Origin of the sequence: Nocardioides lijunqiniae (assembly GCF_015024225.1) — a bacterium.
GTDB lineage: Bacteria > Actinomycetota > Actinomycetes > Propionibacteriales > Nocardioidaceae > Nocardioides > Nocardioides lijunqiniae.
On record NZ_JACJGM010000007.1, the window covers coordinates 1 to 25566 of the forward strand.

Below are 25566 nucleotides of genomic sequence, written 5' to 3' on the forward strand. Positions count from 1 at the left end.
GTCGCTGCCGCTCCTCGCTGCTCGCCCACCGGTGGGGTGGTTTCGAGGCTCGCTGCGCTCGCACCTCAACCACCGCGGGCAACACCTTCGTTGGTCGAGCAGCGAGCGCCAGCGAGCGCCCGTCGAGACCCCCGCACCCGAGCGCCTGCCTCGACTCACCGGGTCTCGACGGGCGTTCGTCGCTGACGCTCCTCACTGCTCGACCACCGGGAACGTGGTTTCGAGGCTCGCTGCGCTCGCGCCTCAACCACCGCGGGCGCCCCGAGGGAGCGGCGTGGCTAGAGGTAGAGGCCGGTGGACTCGTCGGCGAGGCGGTCGGCGGCGACGGCGTGGACGTCGCGCTCGCGCATGACGACGTAGACCTCGCCGTGGACCTCGACCTCGGCCTTGTCCTCGGGGTCGAAGAGGACGCGGTCGCCGGCCTCGACGGCGCGGGCCTGGGGGCCGACGGCGACGACCTGCGACCAGGCCAGGCGGCGTCCGCCCATCGCGGCGGTGGCGGGGATGACGATCCCGCCGGAGGAGCGGCGCTCGCCGGACTCCTGGTCGATCTCGCACAGGATGCGGTCGTGCAGCATCTTGATCGGGCGCTTCTCGGTCATGACGGGCTCTCCGGGTCGTTCAGCGTCAGCTGGCGACCTTGCGGATGACGACGAGCAGGGCGACGAAGCCCACGACGCCGCCGGCGACCTTGAGGATGTTGTCGGTGCGCGGCTGCCCCGTGATCGGGTCGACGAAGTGCGCCTTGAACGACGCGGCCTCGCGGCTCGCGATCGTCTTCGGGCTGGCGCGGTAGAGGAGCTGGTCGATCGTTCCCGCCAGCCGCTCACGGGTCGCTTCGATCTCGGCCTCGAGGTCAGACGGGTTGCTCATCCCGGAAGGCTATCAATGCTGCGCGGGTCGAAGCCGAACGGGAGCTCCAGGCGGTGCGCGCGCATCAGCTCCGCGTCCGTCAACACGTCGTACGTCGTGTCGTCGGCGACCACGTGGCCGTCGCTCAGGACGACCGCGCGGGGGCACAGCTCGAGGGCGTAGGGCAGGTCGTGGGTGACCATCAGGACGGTGACGTCCAACGATCGAAGGATGTCGGCGAGCTCGCGCCGCGACGCGGGGTCGAGGTTGGAGGACGGCTCGTCCAGCACGAGGATCTCGGGCTCCATGGCGAGGACGGTCGCCACCGCGACCCGGCGCCGCTGCCCGAAGGAGAGGTGGTGGGGAGGGCGGTCGGCGAAGTCGGCCATGCCCACCATCTCGAGCGCCGACATCACCCGCGCCTCGAGCGCCGCGCCCTTCAGACCCAGGTTGGCCGGGCCGAACGCCACGTCCTGGCGGACCGTGCCCATGAACAGCTGGTCGTCGGGGTCCTGGAAGACGATGCCCACGCGCCGCCGGATCTCCGCGACGTGGGCCTTCTCGACCGGCAGGCCGCTCACGTGCACCGAGCCCGCACCGGCGGTGAGGATGCCGTTGAGGTGGAGCACCAGGGTGGTCTTGCCGGCGCCGTTGGGGCCGAGCAGCGCCACCCGCTCCCCGCGGTGCACGTGCAGGTCGACGCCGAACAGCGCCTGGTGACCGTCGGGGTAGGCGTAGGCCAGACCACGGACGTCGAGCACCGGCGTGCTCACGGGAGCCGTCCGGTGTAGCCGCGCGACAGCATCGCGAGGTGCACGCGCTCGCCGCGCTCGTAGGACCGGATGAACAGGGCGCCGAGGGTGCGGGCGAGGGTCGGCCAGCTCCGTGGGGAGCGGGGGTTCATCCCTCGGGAGCGCATGGACACCATCATCCGCCCCAGGTCGGCCGTCACCACGTCGAGGTAGCGGATCATGAACCCCATGATCTGCACGACGAGGTCGGGCAGGTGCAGCCGTCGCAGCCCGACCAGGACGTCGGTGGGCTCCGTGGTGGCGGCCAGGGTCAGCGAGGCCATCACGCCGAGCGTCCCCTTGGCGAGCAGGCCCCACGCGGCGAGCAGGCCCGGCTCGGACACGGCGACGCCCAGCACCTCGGTGCGCGGACCCGTCGCGATGAAGGGCACCAGCAGGGCGAAGACGACGAACGGCACCTCGATGACCATCCGCCGCACGACGTAGAGGACCGGCACCCGCGAGAGCAGGACGACCGAGACCACGACGAGCAGGTAGCCGCCGAAGACGGGGTACCAGTCGCGCGGCGTCGCCACCACGGTGAGCATGAAGGCGACCAGCGCCAGGATCTTCAGGTGCGCCGGCGCGCGGTGGACCGCGCTGTGGCCGTGGAAGAACAGCCGGTGGCCGTGACCGGCGCCCACGTCAGTCCGTCGACTCTGAGGAGTCCGGGCTGCCGCGACGGCGTACGGCGTAGGCCAGCCCGCCCGCGAGGACGAGCACGAGCGCGACGCCCACGACCCCGGCGAGGCCACCGCTGAGGCGCTCGTCCTCGACGCCCGAGGTCTGGTAGTCGGCGAACGGGCTGTCGCCGGTCTTGGGCTCGTCGGCGGAGTCGAGGAAGCCGGTCTCCCCCGCGACGAACTCGAGCCCGTCGGGGTGCGAGCTGGCGTAGTAGCTGCCGACCCCCGCGATGAGCAGCGCGGCGAGCAGGCCGATGACGAAGAAGCGCCGGGACCTCATGTGGTGGCCGCCTTGCGGATCTCGAGCTCCCGCGTCTCGACCAGGTGCCGGGCGCCGTGGACGAGGTCGGGGCGCGCCGCGACGACGGAGGCGACGACCAGGCCGGTGACGACCGCCTCGCCGACCCCGATCACGGTGTGCCAGCCGAGCATGGCCGTGAGCACGGCGCCGGTGTCGACCGGCGCGGTGCCGCCGATGGCGAACAGCAGCGTGAAGACGGCCGCGGCGACCGGCACCGACACGAGTGCCCCGACCGCGGCGGCGGGCGCGACGGACGACGTACGGCGCGGCAGCACGGCGGCGACCAGGCGGAACACGGCGTAGCCGGCGAAGCAGCCGACCAGGCCCATCAGGGTGATGTTGGTGCCGAGCGCGGTCACGCCGCCGTCGGCCATGAACAGTGCCTGCACCAGGAGCACCACGCTGAGGCACAGCGCTCCGGTCCAGGGCCCCACGAGCACGGCCGCCAGCGCCCCGCCGAGCAGGTGGCCGCTGGTGCCGGCGCCGACCGGGAAGTTGATCATCTGGCCGGCGAAGATGAACGCCGCCACGAGGCCGGCCATGGGCGCGGTGCGGTCGTCGAGCTCGCCGCGCGCCTTGCGGAGCGCCACCGCCACCCCGCCCGCGGCCACGACGCCGGTCACGACCGACGTGGGCGCGTCGAGGAAGCCGTCGGGCACGTGCATGCGGGGTCTCCCGGGTCGCTAGGTTGGAGTACGACGCCCAGCCTACGTTCTTGCACATCCTTCGCAACAAGGAGTCCGTCGTGACCGAGACCGCCCGCCTCTCCCCCGGCGACGCCGCCCCCGACTTCACCCTCATCGACGACACCGGGAGCGAGGTCTCGCTCTCCGGCCTGCGCGGCCGCAAGGTGATCGTCTACTTCTACCCCGCCGCGATGACGCCGGGCTGCACCAAGCAGGCCTGCGACTTCACCGACTCCCTGGACTCGCTGCAGGCGGCCGGCTACGAGGTGCTGGGCATCTCGCCGGACAAGCCGGAGAAGCTCGCGAAGTTCCGCGAGAAGGACGGCCTCACCATCCCGCTGCTCTCGGACGCGGACAGGGCCGTGATGACCGCCTACGGCGCCTTCGGCGAGAAGAAGCTCTACGGCAAGGTCGTCCAGGGCGTCATCCGCTCCACCTTCGTCGTCGACGACGAGGGCGCGATCGAGAAGGCGCAGTACAACGTCAAGGCGACCGGCCACGTCGCCAAGCTGCGCCGCGATCTCGGGCTCGACTGACGCGCCTGCCGCGCTCTGGCCCCGCCTTCCTAGACTGAGCGCACCCGCCGGAGTGGTGGAATCGGCAGACACGCAGGTTTTAGGTACCTGTGCCTTCGGGCGTGGGGGTTCAAGTCCCCCCTCCGGCACGGGTGAAGCACCACGAGCGACCCCGCAGCACTGCGTACGACCGAACCCTCAGGAAGGTGCCCCATGGAGCTGCACGAGACCCTCCACGAGCTCGGCGTGGCCTCGGGGCGGGGCGTGTTCGACGACGCCGACCTCCTGCGCGCCGCGCTCGACGACTACCTCGACGAGGGCGCCGCCTCCACCGGCGACATCAACCTGCTGGTCGACGCCGTGCGGCTGGGCGCCCTGCGGATGATGCTCGCCACGATCGACAGCGGCGCCGAGCCCGCCCGCGCCGTCGAGGCGGCCGGCGAGATGCTCGCCCGCGACCGCGGCACCTCCGACGTCGCCGCGACCCGCTGGGCCTGCGCCGTGCTGGGCTTCGCCGTCGACCGGGTCGGCGCCGACGACGTGCGCCGCTTCGACCGCCACGCACCGCAGCAGGGACCCGCCAGCGGCCCGGCGCCCTCCAGCCAGCCGCCGGGCTACCCGGCTCCCGCGCCCGTGTGGTCCGGCCAGCCCCCCGCGACCTCGCCGGTGCAGCCGCCGCCGACCTCCCCGCCGTGGCAGCAGCCGCACGCCGCCGCGCCCGGCTACCCGGCGTCGTACCCCGCGGGCCCGCCGCCGAAGAAGAGCCGCACCGGTCTCCTGGTGGCCATCGGCGCCGTGGCGCTCGCGGTCGTCGGCGGTGTACTCACCGTCGTGCTGCTGACCTCGGGCGACGGCGACAAGAGCGACGAGACGGCCACCGACCCCACCAGCGAGGCCACGACGGAGCCCACCGACGAGCCGACGGACGAGCCGACGGACGAGCCCACCGACGAGCCGACCGAGGAGCCCACCGAGGTCCCGGCCGGTGCGGTCGAGGGCACGGGCTACTACTTCGCGCTGCCCGAGGGCTGGACCGACATCACCGACGAGGTGCTCAAGACGGAGGGCGCCGCCCAGACGGACCTGGCCGTGGCCTGGGGCAAGTCGTTCGACGGCGCGCGCGCCAACATGATCGTCGAGACGGCGTTCGCAGGCGGTGAGACCGACCCCGAGGTCCTGCGCTCGACGTGGCAGAACAACATGGCCGGCGCCACCGGCGCGACCCCCGAGGACAACGGCACCACCGTCATCGACGGCGAGGACGCGATCGGTGTGCGCATCGCGCGGGTCAACGAGAACGACGTCGCGATCGAGCAGTTCGGCTACCTCACCATCCACGACGGCGACCTCTACTCGATCATCCTGTCGACGCAGGCCGGCGACCAGAAGTCGCAGGACTTCTACGAGCAGATCCTGGCCGACTGGACCTGGGCGAGCTGAGGCTCAGGCCGGTCCGGCGGACCGGTCCTCCTCGCGCAGCCTCGGCGTCGTCGTGAGCTCGGGGTGGATGCCCGTCACGTCGGCGTAGAAGGCCCGGATCCGGTCCATGTCAGCGACCACGTCGCCGGTGAGGTCGAACGTCGGCCCCCAGCCCACGGTGCGGCTCGGGGCGTCCAGGAAGGCCAGGGTCACGGGGATGCCGGTCTGCCGCGAGATCCGGTAGAAGCCGGACTTCCAGTAGTCCGAGCGGCTGCGGGTGCCCTCCGCGGCGATGCCGAGCAGGAACGCCTCGTCGGTCTCCGCGTCGGCCAGCAGCGCCTTGATCGTCGCGCCCGGGTTGTCCCGGTCCAGCTCCACGGCGCCGGTGGCGCGCATGAAGACGCCGACGGGGCCCTTGAAGAACGACTGCTTGACCAGCAGCCGGATCTGCACGCTGTTGTCCCACGCGAGCAGCATCGTCAGGACCCAGTCCCAGTTGGAGGTGTGCGGTGCGCCGACGAGGATCCCCCGGCTCGGAAACTCCCCCACGGTCTTCCAGCGGGCCGCCCGGAGGGCCACGCGCGCGAAGGTCCTGCGGAGGAGAAAGCGTCTGCCCATCCGGCGAACCTATCGCTAGGTTCGGGTGTGACCGCCCTCACCATCCACTAGGGTCCGCGCATGGACTCCGCGCTGACCGAGATCGGCCTGCCGATCGCCCTCGCCATCATCATGTTCGGACTCGGCCTGGACCTCACCCTCGCCGACTTCCGCCGGGTCGGTCAGCAGCCCAAGGCCGTCGCCGTCGCCCTGGCCTGCCAGCTCCTCCTGCTGCCCGCCGTGTGCTTCGGGCTCGTCGTGCTCTTCGACCTGCCGCCGTTCCTCGGCATCGGCATGCTCCTGCTCGCCGCCTCCCCCGGCGGCACGACCGCCAACCTCTTCAGCCACCTCTTCCGCGGCGACGTCGCGCTCAACATCTCGCTCACGGCCATCAACTCGGTGGTCGCGATCGCGACGCTGCCGCTGATCACCAACCTCGCGATCGACTACTTCGACAAGAGCGAGTCGGTGTCGATGCCCCTCGACGAGGTCGTCAAGGTGTTCGTGCTGATCCTGGTGCCCACCGGGCTCGGGATGCTGGTGCGGGCCCGCAAGGCGTCGTTCGCCACCGCGATGGACAAGCCGGTCCGCGTCGCGTCGGCGATCATCCTCGGCGTCCTGGTGCTCGGCATCCTGCTCGGCGAGAAGGAGCGGGTCGGCGACTACCTCGCCGACGTCGGCCTGGTGGCCGCGCTGTTCTGCGGCATCAGCCTCGTCGTCGGGTACGTCGTGCCCCGCGCGCTCGGCGTCGTGGAGGGCCAGGCCATCGCGTCGTCGTTCGAGATCGGCGTCCACAACGGGACCCTCGCGATCTTCGTCGCCGAGAACATCCTGGAGGTCAACGAGATCGCGGTCCCGGCCGCCGTCTACTCGCTGCTGATGTTCTTCATGGCCGGCGCCTGGGGCGTCGTCATCAGCCGGCGCGTGGGTCAGCGCGCGCCGAGCAGCGTCGCCAGCTGAGGTGCGATCTCGCGCATCGCCCGGCCGCGGTGCGAGATCGCGTCCTTCTCGGCGCGGTCCAGCTCGGCGGTGGTGAGGCCGGGCCGGTCGTCGGCGACGAACAGCACGTCATAGCCGAAGCCGCCGTCGCCCCGCGTCTCCCGGATCACCCGGCCGTCCATGCGGCCCTCGACGACCAGCTCGCGCCCGTCGGGGTGGCAGAACGCGACGGCGCACGCGAAGTGTGCGCCGCGGCGCTCGTCGGGCACGTCGGCCAGCTGGGCGAGCAGCAGCGCGTTGTTGCGCGCGTCCTGCCCCTCCTTCGAGCCGAGCGCGGGGCCGGACCAGCGGGCCGACAGCACGCCCGGCATCCCGTTGAGCGCGTCGACGCACAGCCCGCTGTCGTCCGCGATCGAGGGCAGGCCCGTCACCGACGCCCCGGCGCGCGCCTTGAGCAGCGCGTTGCCGGTGAAGGTGGGCTCGTCCTCGACGGGCTCGTCGTAGGCCGGCACGTCGTCGAGCCCGACGACCTCGACCTCGCCGAGGTGCTGCTCGAGATGCTGGGCGAGGATGCGCTGCATCTCCTCGAGCTTCTTCGCGTTGCGCGAGGCGAGGAAGACGCGGGTCACGCAGGCGTCCCGGCGTCGAGGGCGAGGGCCTCGCGCTGCATGCGGGTCAGGTCGGCGCAGCCCTTCTCCGCCAGCCCCAGCAGCCCGTCGAGCTCGCTGCGGTCGAACGGCGCGCCCTCGGCGGTGCCCTGCACCTCCACGAACCTGCCGTCGCCGGTCATCACGACGTTCATGTCGGTCTCGGCGCGCACGTCCTCGACGTAGGGCAGGTCGAGGCGCGGGGCGCCGTCGATGATGCCGACGCTGATGGCCGCGACCGAGCCGGTGAGGGCCTGCTGAACGCCCAGGTGGGCGCAGGCGTCGACCAGGGCGATGTAGGCGCCGGTGATCGCGGCCGTGCGGGTGCCGCCGTCGGCCTGGAGCACGTCGCAGTCGAGCTGGATCGTGTTCTCCCCGAGCGCCTGGTAGTCGATGACGGCGCGCAGCGAGCGGCCGATCAGCCGGCTGATCTCGTGGGTGCGGCCGCCGATGCGGCCCTTGACCGACTCGCGGTCGGAGCGGGTGTTGGTCGCGGCGGGCAGCATGGCGTACTCGGCCGTGACCCAGCCCAGGCCCGAGCCCTTGCGCCACCGCGGCACCCCGCTGGAGGCCGACGCCGCGCACAGCACCTTGGTCTTGCCGAACTCGATCAGCACCGAGCCGGCCGCGTGGTCGAGCCAGTTGCGGGTGATCGTGACCGAGCGGAGCTCGTCGTCGGCGCGGCCGTCGACGCGGGGCGTGATGGGGAGGGACGTCATGCGCCCGACCCTAGTAGGGGCCGGGCGCACGACGGTGATCGGCTACTTCGGCTCGGAGGACAGCACCCGACGGGTGCCGATGACCAGCGGCGTGACGATCCAGATCAGCACCGTGACCAGGATCCGCAGGCCGTCCATCGTGGTCGCGTCGTCGTCGGGGTCGAGCAGCGGCGTCATGGCGTACTGCAGGTCGATCCACGGGATGATGTCCTGCGCCCAGTCGAAGATCGCGTAGAGCGTCGAGTAGACCAGCAGCGGCAGCATCAGGGCGACGACGTAGAACACCGCGATCGCGGCCGGGCTGCTGAGGAAGACCGTGCCGAAGGCGTAGGCCATCAGGAAGTAGAGCAGCTGCAGCAGGATGGTGAGCAGCAGCGTGTCCAGCTCGAGGTCCCAGACCACGTCCGTGCCGTCCATGGCGGCGGCCACCACGTTGCCGAGCGCGCCCAGGACCAGCGCCACGACGATCGTCGCCAGGGCGAGCAGCACCACGGAGGTGACCTTCGCCAGCAGCACGCGGACCCGGTTGGGCTCGAGGGAGAAGGTCACCAGGCCGGTGCGCTGACCCCACTCGCTGGTCACCGACAGGATCGGGAAGACCGGCAGCAGCAGCGACAGCGGGATCGTCAGGATCTGGGAGAACCCGTTGGCGCCGATCTCGATCGGGTCGTCGTTGAGGGCGACCACGAGCAGGACCAGCCCGACGGTGATCACCAGCAGGATCGCGGTGGCGATCATCAGCCAGAAGCCGCCGCGGGTGTCGAGCATCTTGCGCCACTCGACCCGCACGAGGCGGCTGAACGGCACGGGGGCGGTCTGCGAGATGTCCAGGGTCGGGACCGGCGCGGGGGCCGGCGAGGTGGTGCTCATGCGATGGCTCCTTGCTGGGTCGCGGCCGCGGGGTGGCCCTCGCGCTGCGTGTCGGACGTGAGCTCGAGGAAGAGGTCCTCCAGCCCGGCGGCGCCGGAGCGCAGGTCGGACAGGAGGACGCCCTGCTCGAGGGCGGTGCGGCTGACCTCGACCGGGTCCGTCCCGACGCGCAGGCCGTCGCCGGCCACCTCGACGGAGTACTGCTTGGCGGCCAGGGCCGCGGCGAGCTTCTCGTTGTCGAGCGACGTGACCAGGCTCGAGGCGGCCTGACCGTGGTCGAGCAGGGACTTCTTGTCGCCCTGCGCCACGATCTTGCCGCGACCGATGAGGATCATCTCGTCGGCGATCTGCTCGACCTCGTGCAGCAGGTGGCTGGAGAGCAGCACCGTGCCGCCGCGCTCGGCGTAGCCGCGCAGCAGGCCGCGCATCCAGCGGATGCCGGCGGGGTCCAGGCCGTTGGCCGGCTCGTCGAGGATCAGGACGGACGGGTCGCCGAGCAGCGCGTGGGCGATGCCGAGGCGCTGGCGCATGCCGAGGGAGTAGTTGCGCAACCGGCGACGGGACTCGGCCGCGCTGAGCGAGACGAGGTCGAGCATCTCGTCGACACGCGACGAGGGCAGGCCCATCGTGGTGGCGCCGAGCTGCAGGATCTCGCGGCCGGTGCGGCCGGCGTGCTGGGCGGAGGCGTCCAGCAGGACGCCGACGTGCAGGCCGGGGTTGGGGATGTCCTTGTACAGGTGGCCGCCGATGGTGACGCGGCCCTGGGTCTCGGGGGTGAGGCCGACCATCACCCGCATGGTGGTGGTCTTGCCCGCGCCGTTGGGCCCGAGGAAGCCGGTCACGCGGCCGGGCTGGGCGACGAAGCTGACGTCGTCGACGGCGGTGAACGCGCCGTACCTCTTGGTGAGTCCTTCAACTGAGATCATGGCTCCACCCTGCCGTACCCGAGGGCTCCACGGCATCGGCCACGCGGTGGTGACGCGATGACCAAAGTAGGGGGTACGTCGCGACCGCCGCCGCCTGCGGCGTCCACGCCGCTCCGCCTAGGCTGCGGAGGTGGACAGGCAGGTGGACAGGCCCGCGCCGGAGACCTACCAGCCTCCGGTGACCTGGTGGGGGCAGACCTGGCGACTCCTGCTGACGCTGTCGATCAGCTTCGTCATCTGGGTCTCCTACGCCGAGCTCATGGTCGAGCAGGCGCCGCTGCTCTTCTTCCTGGACATCGCGGCCGGCCTGGTCGCCTACGTCCTGATGTTCTTCCGACGGCGCTGGCCGCTGACGATGGCGCTGCTCACCAACGTCCTGGGTGCGGTGTCGGGCATCGCCCAGGGCCCGGCCACCCTCACGTCGGTCTCCCTCGCGACCCGACGCCGGCTCACGCACGTCGTGCTGGTCGGCGTCGTGGCGCTGGCGGCGTCGACGGTGTTCACCGAGACCGCCCCTGCCGCCGGCAGCGACCCGGCCTGGATCTCCTTCCTGGCGGGGCTCTTCGCGATCGCGGGCAGCATGGGATGGGGCATGTACATCGGCTCGCGGCGCGAGCTGCTGTGGACGCTGCGGCACCGCGCGGAGCGGGCCGAGGCCGAGCAGGAGCTGCGGGTGGCGCAGTCGCGCGGCACCGAGCGCGCCCGCATCGCGCGCGAGATGCACGACGTGCTGGCGCACCGGATCTCCCAGATCTCGATGCACGCCGGGGCGCTGAGCTTCCGCGAGGACCTCAGCGCCGACGAGATGCGCGACAGCGTCGCGGTGATCCGCGACAAGGCCCACGAGGCGCTGACCGACCTGCGCAGCGTGCTGGGCGTCCTGCGCGACGACGAGACCGGCCGGCCGATGAGCACGCCGCAGCCGACGTACGGCGACGTGCCGGTGCTCGTGGCCGAGTGCGTGGCCTCCGGCATGTACGTCACGCTCCACGACGACGTGCCGTGCGGCGAGCCGATGCCCGACGCGGTCGGCCGCACGCTCTACCGCATCGTCCAGGAGGCGCTGACCAACGCCCGCAAGCACGCTCCCGGCGCGCGGGTCACGGTGACGGTGTCGGGCGGCCCCGAGGACGGGATCGACGTGAGCGTGCGCAACCCGCTCGGCTTCGGCCCCACCGCCATGCCGGGGGCCGGCCTCGGCCTCGTCGGCCTGCGGGAGCGAGCGGTCCTGCGGGGCGGACGGCTCGAGCACCACACCGACCACGGCGTCTTCGAGCTGCGGGCCTGGATACCGTGGGCGTCGTGACCTCGTCCGTGCGCGTCCTCATCGTCGACGACGACCCGCTCGTGCGGTCCGCCCTGGGCCTGATGCTCGGAGGTCAGGCCGACGTGGAGGTCGTGGGCGAGGCCGCCGACGGGCGCGCGGGTGTCGCCCTGGCCCGCGACCTCGCGCCCGACGTGGTCCTGATGGACATCAGGATGCCGCGGCTCAACGGTCTCGACGCCACGCAGGTGCTGCGCGACGAGCCGCAGCCGCCGCGCGTGATCGTGCTGACCACCTTCGACGCCGACGAGCACGTGCTGGGCGCGCTGGCGGCGGGGGCCGACGGCTTCCTGCTCAAGGACACCCCGCCGGCGCAGATCCTCGACGCCATCCGCAAGGTGGCCTCCGGCGAGCCGATCCTGTCGCCCTCGGCCACCCGCACCCTCATCGACCGGGTCCGCACCGAGTCGGGCGACGGCCGCGCCGCGGAGGCCGAGCGACGGCTCGCCGTGCTCACCGACCGCGAGCGCGAGGTGGCCCTCGCCGTCGGTGGCGGGCTCAGCAACGCCGAGATCGCGGCGTCCCTGCACCTGTCGGTGCCGACCGTGAAGGCGCACGTGTCGCGGCTCTTCGAGAAGCTCGGCACCACCAACCGGGTGCAGATCGCGATCTGCGTCCACGAGGCCGGGGCGCTCGACGCGGAGTGAGCCTCAGAGCTCGTGGACGGCGCCCGGCTGCGCGAGCTCGACCGGACCGTCGTACGTCGCGCGGGCCTCGGCGAGCGCGACCTGCTTGTCGAACCACGGCGGGATGTGCGTGAGCACGAGCCGCTCGGCGCGAGAGCGGGTCGCGACCTCGCCGCAGTCGGTGCCGGTGAGGTGGAGGTTCGGCGGGTTGTCGTCGCCGGCCCGGAACGACGCCTCTGCCAGCAGCAGCTGAGCGTCGGCGGCGACCCGGTCGAGGCCCTCGCACGGGCCGGTGTCGCCGCTGTAGCCGAGGGTGCGCCCGCCGGCGGTGATCCGCAGGCCGAAGGCCGTGACCGGGTGGTCGACCGGCACCGCCGTCACCGCGAAGGGGCCGATCTCGAAGGTGTCCTCGCCGTAGGCCCGGAAGTCGAACTCCTCGCGCATGCCCGGGTCGAGGGGCAGGTCGTAGGCGCGCGCCATCCGGTCGGCGGTGTCGGGCGGTCCCCACACCGGGATCCGTGGCTGCGGGCCGGTCGGGTGGTACTTGCGCAGGACGTAGTAGCCGCACAGGTCGAGGCAGTGGTCGGCGTGCAGGTGGCTGAGCAGCACGGCGTCGATGCTGAGCGGGTCGACGTAGCGCTGGAGCTGGCCGAGGGCGCCGTTGCCGAGCTCGACCAGGACGCGCCAGGTGCGGTCCCCCACCTCGTGCTCGAGCAGGTAGCAGGACGCGGAGGAGTCGGGGCCGGGGTAGGAGCCGGAGCAGCCGACGACGGTGAGCCTCATGCGAGACCGCCGGCGAACTGGCTGGCCGCGACCATCTCGGGGCCCAGGAAGCGGCGCCCGATGGTCTCGAACTCGTCCGGGGAGCCGGTCGTCACGAACGAGTACGTCGCCTCGCCGGTCTCGCGCATCAGGCCGGTGCCGGTGAGCATCTTGTAGACGTCCTTGGCGCACTCCTCGGCGCTGCTCACGAGCGTGACGTCGTCGCCCATCACGTAGGAGATGACGCCCGTGAGCAGCGGGTAGTGCGTGCAGCCGAGGATCAGGGTGTCGACGCCGGCGGCCGAGAGCGGGTCGAGGTACTCGTGGGCCACGCCCAGCAGGTCGTCACCCGAGGTCACCCCGGCCTCGACGAAGTCGACGAAGCGAGGGCAGGCCCGCGTGGTGAGCTCGACCTGCGGCGCGGCGGCGAACGCGTCGTCGTAGGCCATGGACTCCGCGGTGGCGGCCGTGCAGATGACCCCGATCCGGCCGGTGCGGCTGGCCGCGACCGCGCGCCGCGTCGCGGGGTAGATCACCTCGACCACCGGGACGTCGTAGCGCTCGCGGGCGTCGCGGAGCATCGCGGCGCTGGCGGAGTTGCAGGCGATGACGAGCGCCTTGACGCCCTCGTCGACGAGGTGGTCCAGGCACTCCAGGGCGTACTCGCGGACCTCGCCGATGGGCTTGGGACCGTAGGGCTGGCGGGCGGTGTCGCCGACGTAGCGGATCGACTCGTGCGGCAGCTGGTCGATGACCGAGCGGGCGACCGTCAGGCCACCGAAGCCGGAGTCGAAGATGCCGATGGGCCGCTCGCGCGGGTCGACGTCGATGAGGGGCGGCACAACACCGAAGCGTAGGTGCTGGGACCGGTGGCCGCACGGCGTCGCGACGGACGTCACGTCGTCGCGCTGCGTAGTCTCGGACACATGACCGTCCGTTCGCGGGCCCTCGTGGCCCTCGCCGCGCTGGCCCTCCTGGCGCCGTCGTCCGCGACCGCCTCCCCCGACCGCAGCCCCGAGACGGCCTCGACGGGCGCGGGCAGCCCGAGGAGCGCCGCCGTCGCGCGCGACGACGCACCCCCGGTGCGGGTGCTGGCGGTCTCCGTCGACGCCCTCAACCCCACGGCGATGAGGCGGCTCGGGCGCGAGGCGGTGCCGCACCTGTGGCGCCTGGTCGACGAGGGAGCGGCGACGCTCAACGCGCGTGCGCAGTACGAGCTCACCCTGACGCTGCCAAACCACACGAGCATGGTGACCGGGCGCCGCGTCGCGAAGCGGGCCGGCGGCCACGGCGTCACGTGGAACACCGAGCGTCCGCGGTCGACCGTGCACCGGGCGGCCGGCGAGCGGGTGCGGTCGGTGTTCACCGAGGTCGCCGCGGCGGGCGGGTCGACCGCGCTGTTCTCGACGAAGGCCAAGTTCCGCACCTTCACCCGCTCGTGGCCGAGGGCCATCGACCGGACCGTCATCCGGGTCGGCGACGACGACGCGCTGGTGGGGGCCGCGCGCGCCGACCTGGTGACCCACGACCGGGCGCTGACCTTCGTGCACCTCGGCGTCGCCGACGCCGCCGGGCACGCGCACGGGTTCATGTCGCCGGACTACCTGCGCGCCGTCGAGCACGCAGACGACCTCGTCGGCACGCTGCTCACCGCGATCGACACCGAGCCGACGCTCGACGACGTGGTCGTGGTGCTCACCGCCGACCACGGCGGCGTCGGACGCGACCACGCCCAGGCCGACCAGCTCGGCGACTACCGGATCCCCTTCATGGTCTGGGGTCCCGGCGTCGAGCACGGCGACCTCTACGACATGAACCCCACCTACGTCGACCCCGGCCGCTCCCGCCCGCGCCCCGTCGGCCGCCAGCCGGTCCGCAACAGCGACCTCGCCAACCTGGTCACCACGCTCCTGGGCATGGGTGCCGTCCCCGGCAGCCAGTTCGACGTGCGGCAGCGGCTGCGGGTCACGGGCGGCGGGTGAGTTTCACCGGGTACCCGGTGAAACTCACGCTTCCGGTAGGAAGCTTCGTGCGGGAAGCGTGAGCTTCGTACGGGCGGTGTGGCTGGTGGGACGCACGAGCAACTGCGGCTAGCGCAGCTCCCCCGCCGTCGGCCAGGGGTTGAAGCGGCAGCCGGCGAGTCCCTTGGACTGCTGCATCATCACCGGGGCCAGGCGCCCCGGGCCGGGGCAGCCGGCGTGGCCCTTGCCGAGCCAGTGGCCGGTCTCGTGGTTGACGACCATGTGGCGGTAGCCGCGCAGCGCGCCGCCGGCGCGGTTCCAGCCGGGCGACGCGTGCTTCCAGCGGGTCTGGTTGATGACGACGAAGCGTCCCACGCGGCAGCTCCACTCGCTGCTGCAGATCGGCGAGAAGGACGGCACCCGCGACGCCTCGGAGAGCACCAGCGTGAACGACCCGCCGCGCGCGACCCGGACGAAGCGCACGCCCTTGGCGCGCCAGCCGCGCGGGTCGTCGTAGGTCTCCTGGGCCAGGCGGCGGAAGTCCTTGAGGCTCGTCGTGATCCGGCCGCGGGTCTCGACGTGGTAGGTCACCGTGCGCCGCACGCCGACGCGGTGCCCGACCGCGCCGGTGGCGCGCGAGACGGCCGTCGCCGGCTGGTAGCCGTGGGCCCGCACGGTCACCCGCACGCGCACGCGGCGCCCGACGTCCTGCGGCGCGAGGGTGTAGCGACGCTTCGTGGCGCCGCGGATCGGGCGCGCCCCGCGCAGCCACTGGTACGTCGCCCGGCGTGGCGTCACCGACCAGCGACCCGTCGTCGCGGCGACCGTGCGGCCGTAGCGCTGGGTGCCCGTGACGCCGGGCGGGCGGCGGTTGACCAGGAGCCCGCGCGCCACGCGGGCGGTCGGGGCGGACGTCGCGACGGCCGTGTGGCCGTCGGCATCGGTCGCGGTCGCGCGCACCACGAGCCGGGCGCCCAGGTCGGCGGGGACGAGCCGGTAGGCGGCCGTGGTGGCACCCGGGATCGGGCGGTCGCCGCGCAGCCAGCGGTACGTCACGCCGACCTCCGCCGGCACCCACGTCCCCGGTGTCGCGCGCAGCACGCCGCCGACGACGGCCTCCCCCGACACCGTCGGTGGGGCGGCGTTCACCACCGGGTCCGCCGCCTGCGCGGGGGACGGCGCGAGCAGCGCCAGGGTCGTCAGGAGCGAGAGCAGCGACGCACGGAGGAGCACGCGGCTCACGGTAGCCGGGTCAGGCCCAGAGCTGGCCCTCGAGGCGGTCCTCCGCCTCGCCGACGGTGCCCTCGTAGGCACCGGTCGAGAGGTACTTCCAGCCGCCGTCGCACACGACGAACGCGATGTCGGCGCTCTCGCCGGCCTTGACCGCCTTGGCGGCCTGGCCGAGCGCGGCATGCAGGATCGCGCCGGTCGAGACGCCGGCGAAGATGCCCTCGAGCTCGAGGAGCTCGCGCACCCGGCGTACGGCGTCGCGCGGGCCGACGGAGAAGCGCGAGTCGATCAGCGAGGCGTCGTACAGCTCGGGCACGAAGCCCTCGTCGAGGTTGCGCAGGCCGTAGACGAGCTCGCCGTAGCGCGGCTCGGCGGCGACGATGCGGACGTCGGGCTTGGCCCGGCGGAAGTAGCGGCTGACGCCCATGAGCGTGCCGGTGGTGCCCAGGCCGGCCACGAAGTGGGTGATGCTCGGCAGGTCGGCGAGGAGCTCGGGGCCGGTGCCCTCCTCGTGGGCGAGGGCGTTGGCGTCGTTGCCGTACTGGTAGAGCATCACCCAGTCGGGGTGCTCGGCGGCGACCTGCTTGGCGACGCGCACGGCCTCGTTGGAGCCGCCCGCGGCGGGCGAGGAGATGATCTCGGCGCCCCACATGCGCAGCAGCTGACGGCGCTCCTCGGAGGTGTTCTCCGGCATCACGCAGACGATCCGGTAGCCCTTGAGCTTGGCGGCCATCGCCAGCGAGATGCCGGTGTTGCCCGAGGTCGGCTCGAGGATCGTGCAGCCCGGACGCAGCAGGCCGCCCTTCTCCGCCTCCTCGATCATCTTCAGCGCGGGGCGGTCCTTGATCGAGCCGGTCGGGTTGCGGTCCTCGAGCTTGGCCCACAGGCGTACGTCGGGGCTCGGCGACAGCCGGGGCAGGCCGACCAGCGGCGTGTTGCCGACCGAGGCCAGCAGGTTGTCGTAGCGCATGAGTGTGGAAGCCCTCCGGGTGAGCCCGTCAGCGCAGGAAGCGCTCGGGGTCGAAGTCGTCGAGGTCGATGATGCGGACGCGCGGGAGCGGGACGTTGAACGCCTGCACGTCGTCCTCGAGGTCGTGGATCTCGATGTCGAGGTCGGTGTACTGGATGCTGACGTACTCGTGGAGGCCGACCACGCCGATACGGCGCTCGGTCCCCAGCAGCCGCTGCATGTGGGGCGCGAAGTCGGCGTCGTGGCTGACGAGCAGGACGTCGTCGTCGCGCCCGAGCAGCGCGTCGAGCGTGCGCTGGATGCCGACGTCGACGACCTTCTGGTCACTGCGCCCGGCCAGTGGGATGGGCCGGTAGGACATGGCCAGCAGCGCCTGGATGAAGCTGCCGGGCAGCTGGCCGTTGGTGGCGTTGAGGAAGAACAGCCCGACCACGGGCTGGCCCCACACGGACTCGGCGTACGCCGTGACCCGCTCCCAGCGGGGACGCTCCTCCGGCAGCGGGCGCCGTCCGAGGAGGGAGTTGCCGAGCGTGGCGTCGATGTTCTCGCCGTCGACGAGGACGAACGTGCGCCGGCCCGACACGTCGGTCAGCCGCCCGCGACAGCCGGGAGGACGACGACCTGGTCGCCGTCGGTGAGCTCGGCCTCGAGGCCGCCGATGAAGCGCACGTCCTCGTCGTTGATGTAGACGTTGACGAAGCGGCGTAGGTCGCCGTTGTCGATGAGGCGGTCCTTGATGCCGGGGTGGCTCGCCTCGAGGTCGTCGATCAGCGCGCTCAGGCTCGCACCGTCGCCCGACACGGCCTTCTCGCCGTCGGTGTAGGTGCGCAGGATGGTCGGGATCCGGACCTCGATGGCCATGGGGTGAACTCCTCGGTCGGTGCGGTGGTCGGTGCTGGTGACGCGGTCAGGTGGTGCCGAGCTCGGGGACGACGGCGACCTCTTCCTCGGTCACCTCGCCGTCGACGATCCTGTAGGACCTGAACTCCACAGGGCCGTCGTTATTCCCGTGCTCGCGCGTGCTGACCAGCACGTAGTGCGCGTTCGGCTCCTGCGCGAGCCCGATGTCGGTGCGGCTGGGGTAGGCCTCGGTGGCCGTGTGCGAGTGGTAGATCACCACCGGCTCCTCGTCGCGGTCGTCGAGATCGCGGTAGAGCCCGAGCAGGTCGGTGGAGTCGAACTCGTAGAACGTCGGGCTGCCGGCGGCGTTGACCATATCCACGTGACGCTCGGGACGGTCGCTGCCCTCGGGGCCGGCGACGATCCCGCAGGCCTCCACGGGGTGGTCGCGGCGGGCGTGCGCGACGATCGCGTCGTACGTCGCCTGGTCGATGGTCAGCACGCCTCCAGCGTAGGGGCTGGGGCATCGCGGCGACGCACGCGCCCGACCTCCGGACGGGTGGGCCGCCTAGCGCATCAGCGCGTCGACCAGGGTCTCCTGGAGGTAGCCCACCCACTCGTAGATGTCGTGGGCCTGCCGGCGCGGGTCCTCGTCGGGCAGGTCGTACCAGACCTGCTCGTCGCCCTCCTCGATCCCCAGCCGGCTGGCCAGGGCGAGGCGGACGTCGGTGAACGAGCGCAGCCAGGTCTCGGCCGTCGGCTCGTCGAGCTCGACGTCGATCATCAGCCCGTCCTCCGTGAGCTGCTCGGGCAGGCCGGCGTCCTCGAGGGTGTCGATGATCGAGCAGGCGGCCGCCGCCTTGCCGTCGCGCAGGGCGCCCTCGGTGAAGCGGCGGAACTCCGAGGCGGCCTCCTCGTCGGCGGGGTAGGCCGTGGGGAAGAGCCGCGCCAGGACCGGGTCCTCGGGCTCAGTGGTTGGCCCCGAGAAGTCCATCATCGCCTCGAACGGGTCCTGGTCCTCACGAGGCACGGCCGCCTCGTTGCGCAGCAGCTCGACGAGCTGCGAGGCCAGCGAGCGCAGGAGGTCGGCCTCGAAGCCGGTGAAGTTGGCGATGACCAGCCTGCTGCGCCGGTGTCGCGTGAACGCGCCCACCGCTACTCCGACTTCTGCAGCGTGGCCCACAGGCCGTACTCGTGCATGGCCTGGACGTCGCGCTCCATCTCCTCGCGGGTGCCCGTGCTGACGACCGAGCGGCCGTCCTCGTGGACCTCCATCATGAGCTTCTCTGCCTTCTTCTTGTCGTACCCGAAGTGCTTCTGGAACACGTAGGTGACGTAGGACATCAGGTTGACCGGGTCGTTCCAGACGATGGTCACCCACGGCGTGGCCAGGACCGTGACCTCGTCGGGGACGAGGTCCTTCTCGGTGTCTGGCTCGACCTCGACAGGACTGGGAGCGGACACGGATCCATGGTGGCACACTCCCCGCCATGACCCCGGACACGGACCTCCACGCGCGCCTCGACGACGGCGCGCTCTGGCTCACGCTCGACCGGCCCGAGGTCTTCAACGCGCTGAGCCCGGCGATGGCGGTGGACCTCGCCCGCCACCTTGAGGAGGCCGTCAGCCGCGAGGAGGTGCGGGTCGTGGTGCTCACCGGCACCGGACCGGCGTTCAGCACCGGCGCCGACATCTCCGGCGAGGACGCGCACGAGCAGTTCGACGTGCGGGCCATGGACGCCGCCAACCGGATCATCCGCGCGATCATCGGGCTCGACAAGCCGGTCGTGGCGGCCGTCAACGGGATCGCCGCCGGCGTGGGCTGCTCGGCCGCGCTGGCCGCCGACATCGTCGTCGCCGCGGAGTCCGCGAGCTTCCTGCTGGCCTTCGCGCGGATCGGCTTCATGCCCGACGGCGGCGCCTCGGCCACGGTGGCGGCGTCGATCGGCCGGGCCCGGGCCATGCGGATGGGCCTGCTCGCCGAGCCGATGTCGGCGCAGGAGGCCTACGACGCGGGGCTGGTCACCCACCTCGCCTCCGACGACGACTTCCCGGCGCTCGTGGAGAAGCTCGTACGCCGCCTGGTCGCCGGTCCGCCGCTGGCGTTCGCGGCCACCAAGCGGGCCATCAACGCCGCCACGCTCCCCCAGCTCGAGCCCGCGCTCGAGCGCGAGCGGACCGGCCAGAGCCTCCTCATGCGCACCGCCGACGTCGCCGAGGGGATGCGGGCGTTCGCGGAGCGCCGCCGGCCGGTCTTCCGCGGCGAGTGAGGTCCGCGGCGGCGTACTCGCTGTAACGCGGAGTAATCCGCTCTTCGGCCCCTCTGCAGGGGAGCCGAAGAGCCGCCAGAGGGGCACCAGCGCGGAGCCCTCAGGCGGCGCTGATGACGTACGGCGCCAGGTCGGCGATCGACGTGCCGTAGCGGGCGCGGGTGGCGTCGTACTCGCGGAGCACCCGGCGCTTCGTCGCCTCCCAGCGGTCGGGCTGGACGTCGGCCCAGGTGATCCGGGACATCCCGAGCTGGAAGCCGCAGATCCAGTCCTGGCGCCTCTTCTCGCGCCAGCGGACCAGCTCGGGGTCGACCGTGGCGACGCCGCCCAGCGTGGCCGGGCGGTACTTCAGCCTGCCGTCGAACTCCACGACGTGCCGCCCGACGCGTACGTCGCACCAGGCCACCCGGGACCCGTCGCGGAGCCCGAACTGCGGCTCCACCGGGCCGACCCCGAGCTCGAGGACGAGGAGGCGGGTGAGTGACTCCGCGACGTTGTCGGCGCGGTGGTCGGCGAGCCCGACGGCCTCGCGGGCGAGCGTGACGTAGGGCCAGCAGGTCATGGGCGCGACGGCCTCCCACAGGTCGGCGCGCGACACCCCGAGCCGCAGCGCCGAGTCGCACGCCGCCAGACCATGGCGCAGCCCGTGCTCGCGGGCGATGTCGACGGCGGTGCGCGCCCGGTCGAGGGTCCAGATGCCGTCGATCTCGACCAGCTCCTCGGGGCGGTGCGGGGCGCGGTGGTGCTTGACACCGTGCTTGGTCCGACTGCCGACCACGCCGAAGCGCGTGATGTGGACGAGCTCGGGCGCGGCCGCCAGGATCGGCAGCCCGTGGGCGAGCGCGGCGGAGTCGTGGCTCATGACGTGCGGGACGAGCATGTTGCGGCTGGCGGCGCGCGCCCGCAGCAGCGGCCTGCCGACGTGGACGTCGAGCGACTCCCAGAGGACCGCGGTCGGCGGGGCCAGGGCGCTTGTCACGCTCAGTTATCCGCTCTGGCGCCCCCCTGCAGAGGTGCACCAGCGCGGATAACTCCGCGTTACAGCGGCAGGGACCCGCCACCCCCCAACGAACGCTTGACAGTCGACGTCCCCGTCGGACAGACTCCCCAACGACCATTGGGAGGTTCCATGTCCGACGAGGACGACGTCAAGGCGCTGCGATCGACGGCGCACCCGCTCCGGCTGCGGATCCTGTCGCTGCTGACCGCCTCCGAGCTCAGTGCGGCGGAGGTGGCGCGCGAGCTCGGGGTCACGCACGCCAACGCGTCCTACCACCTGCGGGTGCTGCTGGACGCCGGCGAGGTCGTGGTCGCGGGCGAGGAGCGGATCCGCGGCGGGGTCGCGAAGCGCTACCGGCACCCGTGGCGCCACGAGGACCACGACTACCGGCGCCGCGGGGTCGACATCCGCACGATGGCGCACGAGATGGTGCGCCGCATGGCGCTGCGCGAGACGACCGGAAGCGCCAACTTCACCGACGCCGAGCTGTGGGTCGAGCCCGAGGTGTGGGAGCGCGCCGTCCGGCTCCTGGTCGAGGCCTCCGAGCTGGTGCACGCCGAGGCCCGCCCCTCGCGCACCGAGGGCACCCGCCCGATCAGCCTGACCGTCGCGGCGTTCGGGATGACGTCGTGAGCCGCCCGTCCGCCCTCGCTCCGCTGCGCGAGCAGAACTTCCGCTGGTACTTCCTCGCCCGCATGGTCAACATGGCCGGCAGCACGATGGCCAGCGTCGCCCTGGCGTTCGCGGTGCTCGAGGTCAGCGACTCCCCCAGCGCCCTCGGCACCGTGCTGGCCGCGATGAGCATCCCGATGGTCGTCTTCCTGCTCGTCGGCGGCGTCGTCGCCGACCGGTTCGGGCGCACCCTGGTGATCCAGACCGCCAACGTCGTCTCCGGCCTGTGCCAGCTGTCGATCGCCGCGCTGGTGCTCGGCGGGCACGCGCAGGTCTGGCAGCTGGTGTGCCTGGCCGCCGTCATCGGGACGTCGTCGGCCATGAGCTTCCCCGCGCTCGCCAGCGTGCTGCCGCAGCTGGTGCCGCGCGAGCAGCTGCAGCAGGCCAACGTGCTGATCTCGATGATGCGAGGCACGCTGACGGTGATCGGCCCCTCGCTCGCCGGCATCCTGGTCGTCACGGCCGGACCGGGCTGGGCGCTCGCCGTCGACGGCACGACGTACCTCGTCTCGGCGGCGCTCCTGCTGCGGGTGAGGATCCCCGCTCCCGTACGCCGCCAGGACAAGCCCACGATGCTCGTCGAGCTGCGCGAGGGCTGGACGGTCTTCCGCAGCACGACGTGGCTCTGGGTCGTCGTGCTGGCGTTCATGGCGCTCAACGCCATCCACTCCGGCGCGATCTCCACGCTCGGGCCGGTGCTGGCCAAGACCAGCGACCTCGGCGAGCGCGGCTGGGGGCTGGTGCTGTCGGCGGAGGCGGTCGGCCTCCTGCTGATGACGGTGGTCATGACGCGCGTGCGCCTGGAGCGCCCGCTGCTCTTCGGCATGCTGGGCATCGGCGCGCTGGCGCTGCCGATGATCATGCTCGGGTTGAACCCGCAGGTGGTGCCGGTCATGGCGGTGATGGTCCTGGCCGGCGCGGGCACGGAGGTGTTCAACCTCGGCTGGAACCTCGCGATGCAGGAGAACATCCCCGACGAGATGCTCTCGCGCGCCTACTCCTACGACGCCCTGGGGTCGTTCGTCGCGATCCCGGTCGGGCAGCTGCTGTTCGGACCGCTCGGCATGCACTTCGGCGTGCAGCAGGTGATCCTCGCCGGCGGCATCGCCTACGCGGCGATCGCGGGGATCACGCTGCTGTCGCGGTCGGTGCGCGACCTGCCGCGGGTCAGCACCACTTCCGACGCACCGCGTTGATGACCGTCAGGTTGCGGTTGGTCGCCACGCCGAGCGCCTTCTCCACCGTCGCGTTGGTGGTCATGGAGTCCAGGTAGGTCTCGCCCACCAGCAGGTGCACCGCGCGGCCGCGGACGACGACCCGGTCGTCCGCGGTCGATCGGGCCTCCAGCAGCCGCGTGGTCTCGGGCGCCGGCTTCTCCTTGAGCAGCGACACGTAGTGGCGCCCCTCGTGCCCCTCGCCCAGCTCCGCGGCGTCGTCGGCCACCCGGCACAGCTCGGCCTGCGAGAACACGATCGTCGGCACCGCGAAGCCCTGCGACTCCAGGTAGGCCCGCTCGAGGGCCGCCTCGATCCGGGCCCGCGACCTCATCGACGTGACGAGCCGGACGTTGCCGGTGTTGATGTGGGTCTCGACGTCGCGGAAGCCGGCCGCCTCGGTCGCCGCGACGATCGCCGCCTTGGGGAACTTCCGGGTCGCGCCGAGGTTGATCGCCCGCAGGAACGCCACGTACGTCGCCATGGGCCCATCATGCCGCGGCGACGGCCGCGGCGCTCAGAGGTTGCCGCGGGCGTCCTGCTCGCGCTCGATGGCCTCGAAGAGGGCCTTGAAGTTGCCCTTGCCGAAGCCGAGGGAGCCGTGGCGCTCGATCAGCTCGAAGAAGACGGTGGGCCGGTCGCCGAGGGGCTTGGTGAAGATCTGCAGGAGGTAGCCGTCCTCGTCGCGGTCGACGAGGATGCCGCGCTTCTGCAGCTCCTCGATCGGCACCCGCACGTTGCCGATGCGAGCGCGCAGCTCGGGGTCCTCGTAGTAGGAGTCGGGGGTCACCAGGAACTCCACGCCGTTGGCGCGCAGGGCGTCGACGGAGGCCACGATGTCGTTGGTCGCGACGGCGAGGTGCTGGGCGCCGGCGCCGCGGTAGAACTCGAGGTACTCGTCGATCTGCGACCTCTTCTTCGCGATCGCGGGCTCGTTGAGCGGGAACTTCACCCGGTGGTTGCCGTTGGCGACGACCTTGCTCATCAGGGCGGAGTAGTCGGTGGCGATGTCGTCGCCGATGAACTCCGCCATGTTCACGAAGCCCATGACGCGGTTGTAGAAGCCGACCCACTCGTCCATGTGGCCGAGCTCGACGTTGCCGACGATGTGGTCGAGGGCTTGGAAGAGCCGCTTGGGCTGGCCCTCCGGCTTCACCCACGTGCTCTGCCGGGCGACGTAGCCGGGGAGGTACGGGCCGTCGTAGCGGCTGCGGTCGACGAGGGTGTGGATCGTCTCGCCGTACGTCGCGATGGCCGCGATCCGCACGGTGCCGTGCTCGTCGGTGACGTCCTCGGGCTCGCGCACGACGGTGGCGCCGGCCTTGCGGGCCTGGGCGATGCAGCGGTCGACGTCGGGCACCTCGAGGGCGATGTCGACGACGCCGTCGCCGTGGCGGCGGTGGTGGTCGGCCAGCGCGCTGTCGGGGTCGACGGCACCGTTGACGACGAACTTGATCGAGCCGGAGCGGAGCACGAACGACTTGTGGTCGCGCTGGCCGTTCTCCGGGCCGGAGTAGGCGACCAGCTCCATGCCCCAGGCGGACTGGTAGTAGTGCGCGGCCTGCGTCGCGTTGCCGACGACGAACACGATCGCGTCCCAGCCGGTGACCGGGAAGACGTCGCCGTCCTCGTCGTACTCGACGAGACCCACGAGCTGCCGCAGCTGCTCGAGGGTGAGGTCGGCCTTGAGCTCGTCGGCGGTCAGCGCGCCGCCGGTGGATGCCGTAGTCGTCATGGCCTCAGGGTGCCCAGTGGCGACATTCTGTGCAACAGTTGCCCGCAGCACTGGACAGAGTGTCCAGCATCGGAGGCCGCCGTGGACGATCTCGACCGCAACCTGATCGAGCTGTTCGCCGCCGAGCCGCGCGTGGGCGTGCTCGAGGCGTCGCGGCGGCTGGGCGTGGCCCGGGGCACGGTGCAGGCGCGGCTCGACAAGCTCGAGTCCTCCGGCGTCGTCACCGGCTGGGGGCCCGACCTCGCCCCGGAGGCGCTGGGCTACCCCGTGACGGCGTTCCTGACCCTCGAGATCAGCCAGTCCTCGGGGCACGAGGCCGTGGCCGAGCACCTCGCAGGAGTGCCCGAGGTGCTGGAGGCCTACACGATCACCGGTGCCGGCGACCTGTGGTGCCGCGTGGTCGCCCGCACCAACGCCGACCTGCAGCGCGTCATCGACCGGGTCGTCGCGGTGGCCGGCGTGCAGCGGGCCTCGACCGTGATGGCGCTGGCGACCCAGGTGCCCTACCGCGTGCTGCCGCTGGTCACCTCGACTAGCTGAAGATCATGCAGCTGCTGGTCGCGTGCGCCACCAGCCTGCCGCGGGCGTCGACGACCTGCGCCTCGGCGAGCGCCGTGCGCCGGCCGCGGTGGACGACCCGTCCGACCGCGCGCAGCAGGCCGGAGTCCACCGTCGCCGGGCGCAGGAACTTCACGGTCAGGTCGAGCGAGGTGTAGCCCTCCCCCGCCGCGAGCGTCGAGTGGACCGAGCAGCCGGCCGCGGTGTCGAGCATGGTGGACAGCACCCCGCCGTGCACGGTGCCGAGCGGGTTGTAGTGGCGCAGCTCGGGCACCAGCTCGACCGAGATCTCGCCCCGCTCGCCGCCGAAGTTGACCAGCCCGATGGTCTCCGAGATCGGCGGCGGCGGCAGCCGGCCGTCGATCATGGCCTGGAGCTGCTCGTAGCCGTCCATCGCGCTCGGGTCCACCTGGGTCTGGGTCATGGACCCAGCCTGGCGGTCCTTGCTGGGTCTGTCAA

34 protein-coding genes and 1 tRNA gene are annotated in these 25566 nt (G+C 72.2%); 11 read left to right on the forward strand and 24 right to left on the reverse strand.

Features of this window, described 5'->3' with window-relative positions; all coding sequences use genetic code 11:
- Positions 1 to 278: 278 nt before the first annotated feature.
- The 6 genes from IRQ30_RS05720 to IRQ30_RS05745 are packed head-to-tail and all read right to left on the reverse strand — an operon-like array spanning position 279 to position 3292.
- Positions 279 to 602 (reverse strand): GroES family chaperonin, encoded by a 324-nt coding sequence (locus IRQ30_RS05720; protein ID WP_193608326.1) that lies wholly within the window; start codon positions 600 to 602, stop codon positions 279 to 281.
- Between the two features lie 25 nt (positions 603 to 627).
- A complete protein-coding gene (locus IRQ30_RS05725; protein WP_193612035.1) occupies positions 628 to 873 on the reverse strand; it encodes a DUF3618 domain-containing protein in 246 nt (81 codons plus the stop codon).
- The gene (locus IRQ30_RS05730) at positions 870 to 1625 is read right to left on the reverse strand and encodes an ATP-binding cassette domain-containing protein (protein WP_193612036.1); all 756 of its coding nucleotides are present in this window, start codon (positions 1623 to 1625) and stop codon (positions 870 to 872) included. Before IRQ30_RS05730 ends, IRQ30_RS05725 begins: the two co-directional genes overlap by 4 nt.
- Complete coding sequence (gene cbiQ / locus IRQ30_RS05735; protein WP_193612037.1) at positions 1622 to 2287, reverse strand: cobalt ECF transporter T component CbiQ; 666 nt, start codon at positions 2285 to 2287, stop codon at positions 1622 to 1624. Before cbiQ ends, IRQ30_RS05730 begins: the two co-directional genes overlap by 4 nt.
- Before the next feature lies 1 nt (position 2288).
- Entirely contained in the window at positions 2289 to 2606 is a 318-nt protein-coding gene (locus IRQ30_RS05740; RefSeq protein ID WP_193608330.1) for a PDGLE domain-containing protein, read from the reverse strand.
- Entirely contained in the window at positions 2603 to 3292 is a 690-nt protein-coding gene (locus tag IRQ30_RS05745; protein WP_193612038.1) for an energy-coupling factor ABC transporter permease, read from the reverse strand. Before IRQ30_RS05745 ends, IRQ30_RS05740 begins: the two co-directional genes overlap by 4 nt.
- A gap of 80 nt (positions 3293 to 3372) precedes the next feature.
- Here IRQ30_RS05745 and bcp point away from each other — a divergent pair, with 80 nt between their 5' ends.
- The 3 genes from bcp to IRQ30_RS05760 all read left to right on the forward strand — a co-directional run bounded on the left by bcp (position 3373) and on the right by IRQ30_RS05760 (position 5268).
- A complete protein-coding gene (bcp, locus tag IRQ30_RS05750; RefSeq protein ID WP_193612039.1) occupies positions 3373 to 3849 on the forward strand; it encodes a thioredoxin-dependent thiol peroxidase in 477 nt (158 codons plus the stop codon).
- 46 nt (positions 3850 to 3895) lie between these two features.
- A tRNA-Leu gene (locus tag IRQ30_RS05755) sits at positions 3896 to 3977 on the forward strand.
- Positions 3978 to 4041: 64 nt separating this feature from the next.
- The gene (locus tag IRQ30_RS05760; protein WP_193612040.1) at positions 4042 to 5268 is read left to right on the forward strand and encodes a PT domain-containing protein; all 1227 of its coding nucleotides are present in this window, start codon (positions 4042 to 4044) and stop codon (positions 5266 to 5268) included.
- Positions 5269 to 5271: 3 nt separating this feature from the next.
- On the opposite strand, the gene IRQ30_RS05765 is transcribed toward IRQ30_RS05760, so the two are convergent.
- Positions 5272 to 5865: a 1-acyl-sn-glycerol-3-phosphate acyltransferase gene (locus IRQ30_RS05765; RefSeq protein WP_193612041.1), complete on the reverse strand. Its 594-nt coding sequence runs from the start codon at positions 5863 to 5865 to the stop codon at positions 5272 to 5274.
- A gap of 60 nt (positions 5866 to 5925) precedes the next feature.
- Here IRQ30_RS05765 and IRQ30_RS05770 point away from each other — a divergent pair, with 60 nt between their 5' ends.
- The gene (locus tag IRQ30_RS05770) at positions 5926 to 6804 is read left to right on the forward strand and encodes a bile acid:sodium symporter family protein (RefSeq protein ID WP_193608335.1); all 879 of its coding nucleotides are present in this window, start codon (positions 5926 to 5928) and stop codon (positions 6802 to 6804) included.
- Here IRQ30_RS05770 and rdgB read toward each other — a convergent pair.
- The 4 genes from rdgB to IRQ30_RS05790 are packed head-to-tail and all read right to left on the reverse strand — an operon-like array spanning position 6774 to position 9945.
- Positions 6774 to 7412: an RdgB/HAM1 family non-canonical purine NTP pyrophosphatase gene (gene rdgB / locus IRQ30_RS05775; RefSeq protein WP_193612042.1), complete on the reverse strand. Its 639-nt coding sequence runs from the start codon at positions 7410 to 7412 to the stop codon at positions 6774 to 6776. The two genes, IRQ30_RS05770 and rdgB, sit on opposite strands and share 31 nt — an antisense overlap.
- Positions 7409 to 8149, reverse strand: coding sequence for a ribonuclease PH (gene rph / locus IRQ30_RS05780; RefSeq protein WP_193612043.1), 741 nt, complete (start codon positions 8147 to 8149; stop codon positions 7409 to 7411). Before rph ends, rdgB begins: the two co-directional genes overlap by 4 nt.
- Positions 8150 to 8191: 42 nt before the next feature.
- Positions 8192 to 9019 (reverse strand): ABC transporter permease, encoded by an 828-nt coding sequence (locus IRQ30_RS05785; RefSeq protein WP_193612044.1) that lies wholly within the window; start codon positions 9017 to 9019, stop codon positions 8192 to 8194.
- Entirely contained in the window at positions 9016 to 9945 is a 930-nt protein-coding gene (locus IRQ30_RS05790) for an ABC transporter ATP-binding protein (protein ID WP_193612045.1), read from the reverse strand. Before IRQ30_RS05790 ends, IRQ30_RS05785 begins: the two co-directional genes overlap by 4 nt.
- A 130-nt stretch (positions 9946 to 10075) precedes the next feature.
- On the opposite strand from IRQ30_RS05790, the gene IRQ30_RS24115 reads away from it, so the two are divergent.
- Together IRQ30_RS24115 and IRQ30_RS23225 are read left to right on the forward strand one after the other, a co-directional pair.
- Positions 10076 to 11251, forward strand: coding sequence for a sensor histidine kinase (locus IRQ30_RS24115; protein WP_338089585.1), 1176 nt, complete (start codon positions 10076 to 10078; stop codon positions 11249 to 11251).
- Positions 11248 to 11916 (forward strand): response regulator, encoded by a 669-nt coding sequence (locus IRQ30_RS23225; protein WP_338087833.1) that lies wholly within the window; start codon positions 11248 to 11250, stop codon positions 11914 to 11916. The genes IRQ30_RS24115 and IRQ30_RS23225 overlap by 4 nt, the downstream gene beginning before the upstream one ends.
- 3 nt (positions 11917 to 11919) lie before the next feature.
- Here IRQ30_RS23225 and IRQ30_RS05800 read toward each other — a convergent pair whose 3' ends face one another.
- Positions 11920 to 12678 (reverse strand): MBL fold metallo-hydrolase, encoded by a 759-nt coding sequence (locus tag IRQ30_RS05800; protein ID WP_193612046.1) that lies wholly within the window; start codon positions 12676 to 12678, stop codon positions 11920 to 11922.
- Positions 12675 to 13499, reverse strand: coding sequence for a glutamate racemase (gene murI / locus IRQ30_RS05805; protein ID WP_193608341.1), 825 nt, complete (start codon positions 13497 to 13499; stop codon positions 12675 to 12677). Before murI ends, IRQ30_RS05800 begins: the two co-directional genes overlap by 4 nt.
- A gap of 84 nt (positions 13500 to 13583) precedes the next feature.
- Between murI and IRQ30_RS05810 the strand changes: the two genes are divergently transcribed.
- Entirely contained in the window at positions 13584 to 14639 is a 1056-nt protein-coding gene (locus IRQ30_RS05810; RefSeq protein WP_193612047.1) for an alkaline phosphatase family protein, read from the forward strand.
- A gap of 108 nt (positions 14640 to 14747) precedes the next feature.
- Here IRQ30_RS05810 and IRQ30_RS05815 read toward each other — a convergent pair whose 3' ends face one another.
- From IRQ30_RS05815 to clpS, 7 genes are all read right to left on the reverse strand, one after another.
- Positions 14748 to 15851 (reverse strand): DUF3152 domain-containing protein, encoded by a 1104-nt coding sequence (locus IRQ30_RS05815; RefSeq protein WP_193612048.1) that lies wholly within the window; start codon positions 15849 to 15851, stop codon positions 14748 to 14750.
- A 19-nt stretch (positions 15852 to 15870) separates the two neighbouring features.
- On the reverse strand, positions 15871 to 16818 hold the full coding sequence (locus IRQ30_RS05820) for a PLP-dependent cysteine synthase family protein (protein ID WP_193612049.1): 948 nt from the start codon (positions 16816 to 16818) through the stop codon (positions 15871 to 15873).
- A gap of 28 nt (positions 16819 to 16846) precedes the next feature.
- Positions 16847 to 17401 (reverse strand): NYN domain-containing protein, encoded by a 555-nt coding sequence (locus tag IRQ30_RS05825; protein ID WP_193608345.1) that lies wholly within the window; start codon positions 17399 to 17401, stop codon positions 16847 to 16849.
- A 5-nt stretch (positions 17402 to 17406) separates the two neighbouring features.
- Positions 17407 to 17679: a MoaD/ThiS family protein gene (locus IRQ30_RS05830; protein ID WP_193608346.1), complete on the reverse strand. Its 273-nt coding sequence runs from the start codon at positions 17677 to 17679 to the stop codon at positions 17407 to 17409.
- Positions 17680 to 17725: 46 nt separating this feature from the next.
- Positions 17726 to 18160: a Mov34/MPN/PAD-1 family protein gene (locus tag IRQ30_RS05835; protein ID WP_193612050.1), complete on the reverse strand. Its 435-nt coding sequence runs from the start codon at positions 18158 to 18160 to the stop codon at positions 17726 to 17728.
- Between the two features lie 66 nt (positions 18161 to 18226).
- Positions 18227 to 18811: a DUF2017 family protein gene (locus IRQ30_RS05840; RefSeq protein ID WP_193608348.1), complete on the reverse strand. Its 585-nt coding sequence runs from the start codon at positions 18809 to 18811 to the stop codon at positions 18227 to 18229.
- Between the two features lie 2 nt (positions 18812 to 18813).
- Positions 18814 to 19122 carry an ATP-dependent Clp protease adapter ClpS gene (clpS, locus tag IRQ30_RS05845; protein ID WP_193608349.1) on the reverse strand — a complete coding sequence of 103 codons (309 nt, stop codon included), beginning with the start codon at positions 19120 to 19122 and terminating at the stop codon, positions 18814 to 18816.
- Positions 19123 to 19148: 26 nt separating this feature from the next.
- Between clpS and IRQ30_RS05850 the strand changes: the two genes are divergently transcribed.
- A complete protein-coding gene (locus IRQ30_RS05850) occupies positions 19149 to 19928 on the forward strand; it encodes an enoyl-CoA hydratase (RefSeq protein WP_193612051.1) in 780 nt (259 codons plus the stop codon).
- Positions 19929 to 20028: 100 nt separating this feature from the next.
- Here the strand turns inward: IRQ30_RS05850 and IRQ30_RS05855 are convergent, their stop codons facing one another.
- Positions 20029 to 20907 carry a hypothetical protein gene (locus tag IRQ30_RS05855; RefSeq protein ID WP_193612052.1) on the reverse strand — a complete coding sequence of 293 codons (879 nt, stop codon included), beginning with the start codon at positions 20905 to 20907 and terminating at the stop codon, positions 20029 to 20031.
- A gap of 150 nt (positions 20908 to 21057) precedes the next feature.
- Here IRQ30_RS05855 and IRQ30_RS05860 point away from each other — a divergent pair, with 150 nt between their 5' ends.
- Together IRQ30_RS05860 and IRQ30_RS05865 are read left to right on the forward strand one after the other, a co-directional pair.
- Complete coding sequence (locus tag IRQ30_RS05860; RefSeq protein ID WP_193612053.1) at positions 21058 to 21561, forward strand: ArsR/SmtB family transcription factor; 504 nt, start codon at positions 21058 to 21060, stop codon at positions 21559 to 21561.
- On the forward strand, positions 21558 to 22796 hold the full coding sequence (locus tag IRQ30_RS05865) for an MFS transporter (RefSeq protein ID WP_193612054.1): 1239 nt from the start codon (positions 21558 to 21560) through the stop codon (positions 22794 to 22796). Before IRQ30_RS05860 ends, IRQ30_RS05865 begins: the two co-directional genes overlap by 4 nt.
- On the opposite strand, the gene IRQ30_RS05870 is transcribed toward IRQ30_RS05865, so the two are convergent.
- Both IRQ30_RS05870 and hppD read right to left on the reverse strand, forming a co-directional pair.
- Positions 22768 to 23298 (reverse strand): DUF1697 domain-containing protein, encoded by a 531-nt coding sequence (locus IRQ30_RS05870; RefSeq protein ID WP_193612055.1) that lies wholly within the window; start codon positions 23296 to 23298, stop codon positions 22768 to 22770. The genes IRQ30_RS05865 and IRQ30_RS05870 overlap by 29 nt on opposite strands.
- Before the next feature lie 33 nt (positions 23299 to 23331).
- On the reverse strand, positions 23332 to 24549 hold the full coding sequence (hppD, locus tag IRQ30_RS05875) for a 4-hydroxyphenylpyruvate dioxygenase (RefSeq protein ID WP_193608355.1): 1218 nt from the start codon (positions 24547 to 24549) through the stop codon (positions 23332 to 23334).
- Between the two features lie 81 nt (positions 24550 to 24630).
- On the opposite strand from hppD, the gene IRQ30_RS05880 reads away from it, so the two are divergent.
- Positions 24631 to 25089, forward strand: a complete 459-nt coding sequence (locus tag IRQ30_RS05880) for an Lrp/AsnC ligand binding domain-containing protein (RefSeq protein WP_193612056.1) — start codon at positions 24631 to 24633, stop codon at positions 25087 to 25089.
- On the opposite strand, the gene IRQ30_RS05885 is transcribed toward IRQ30_RS05880, so the two are convergent.
- Complete coding sequence (locus IRQ30_RS05885; protein WP_193612057.1) at positions 25082 to 25531, reverse strand: PaaI family thioesterase; 450 nt, start codon at positions 25529 to 25531, stop codon at positions 25082 to 25084. The genes IRQ30_RS05880 and IRQ30_RS05885 overlap by 8 nt on opposite strands.
- Positions 25532 to 25566: the final 35 nt, after the last annotated feature.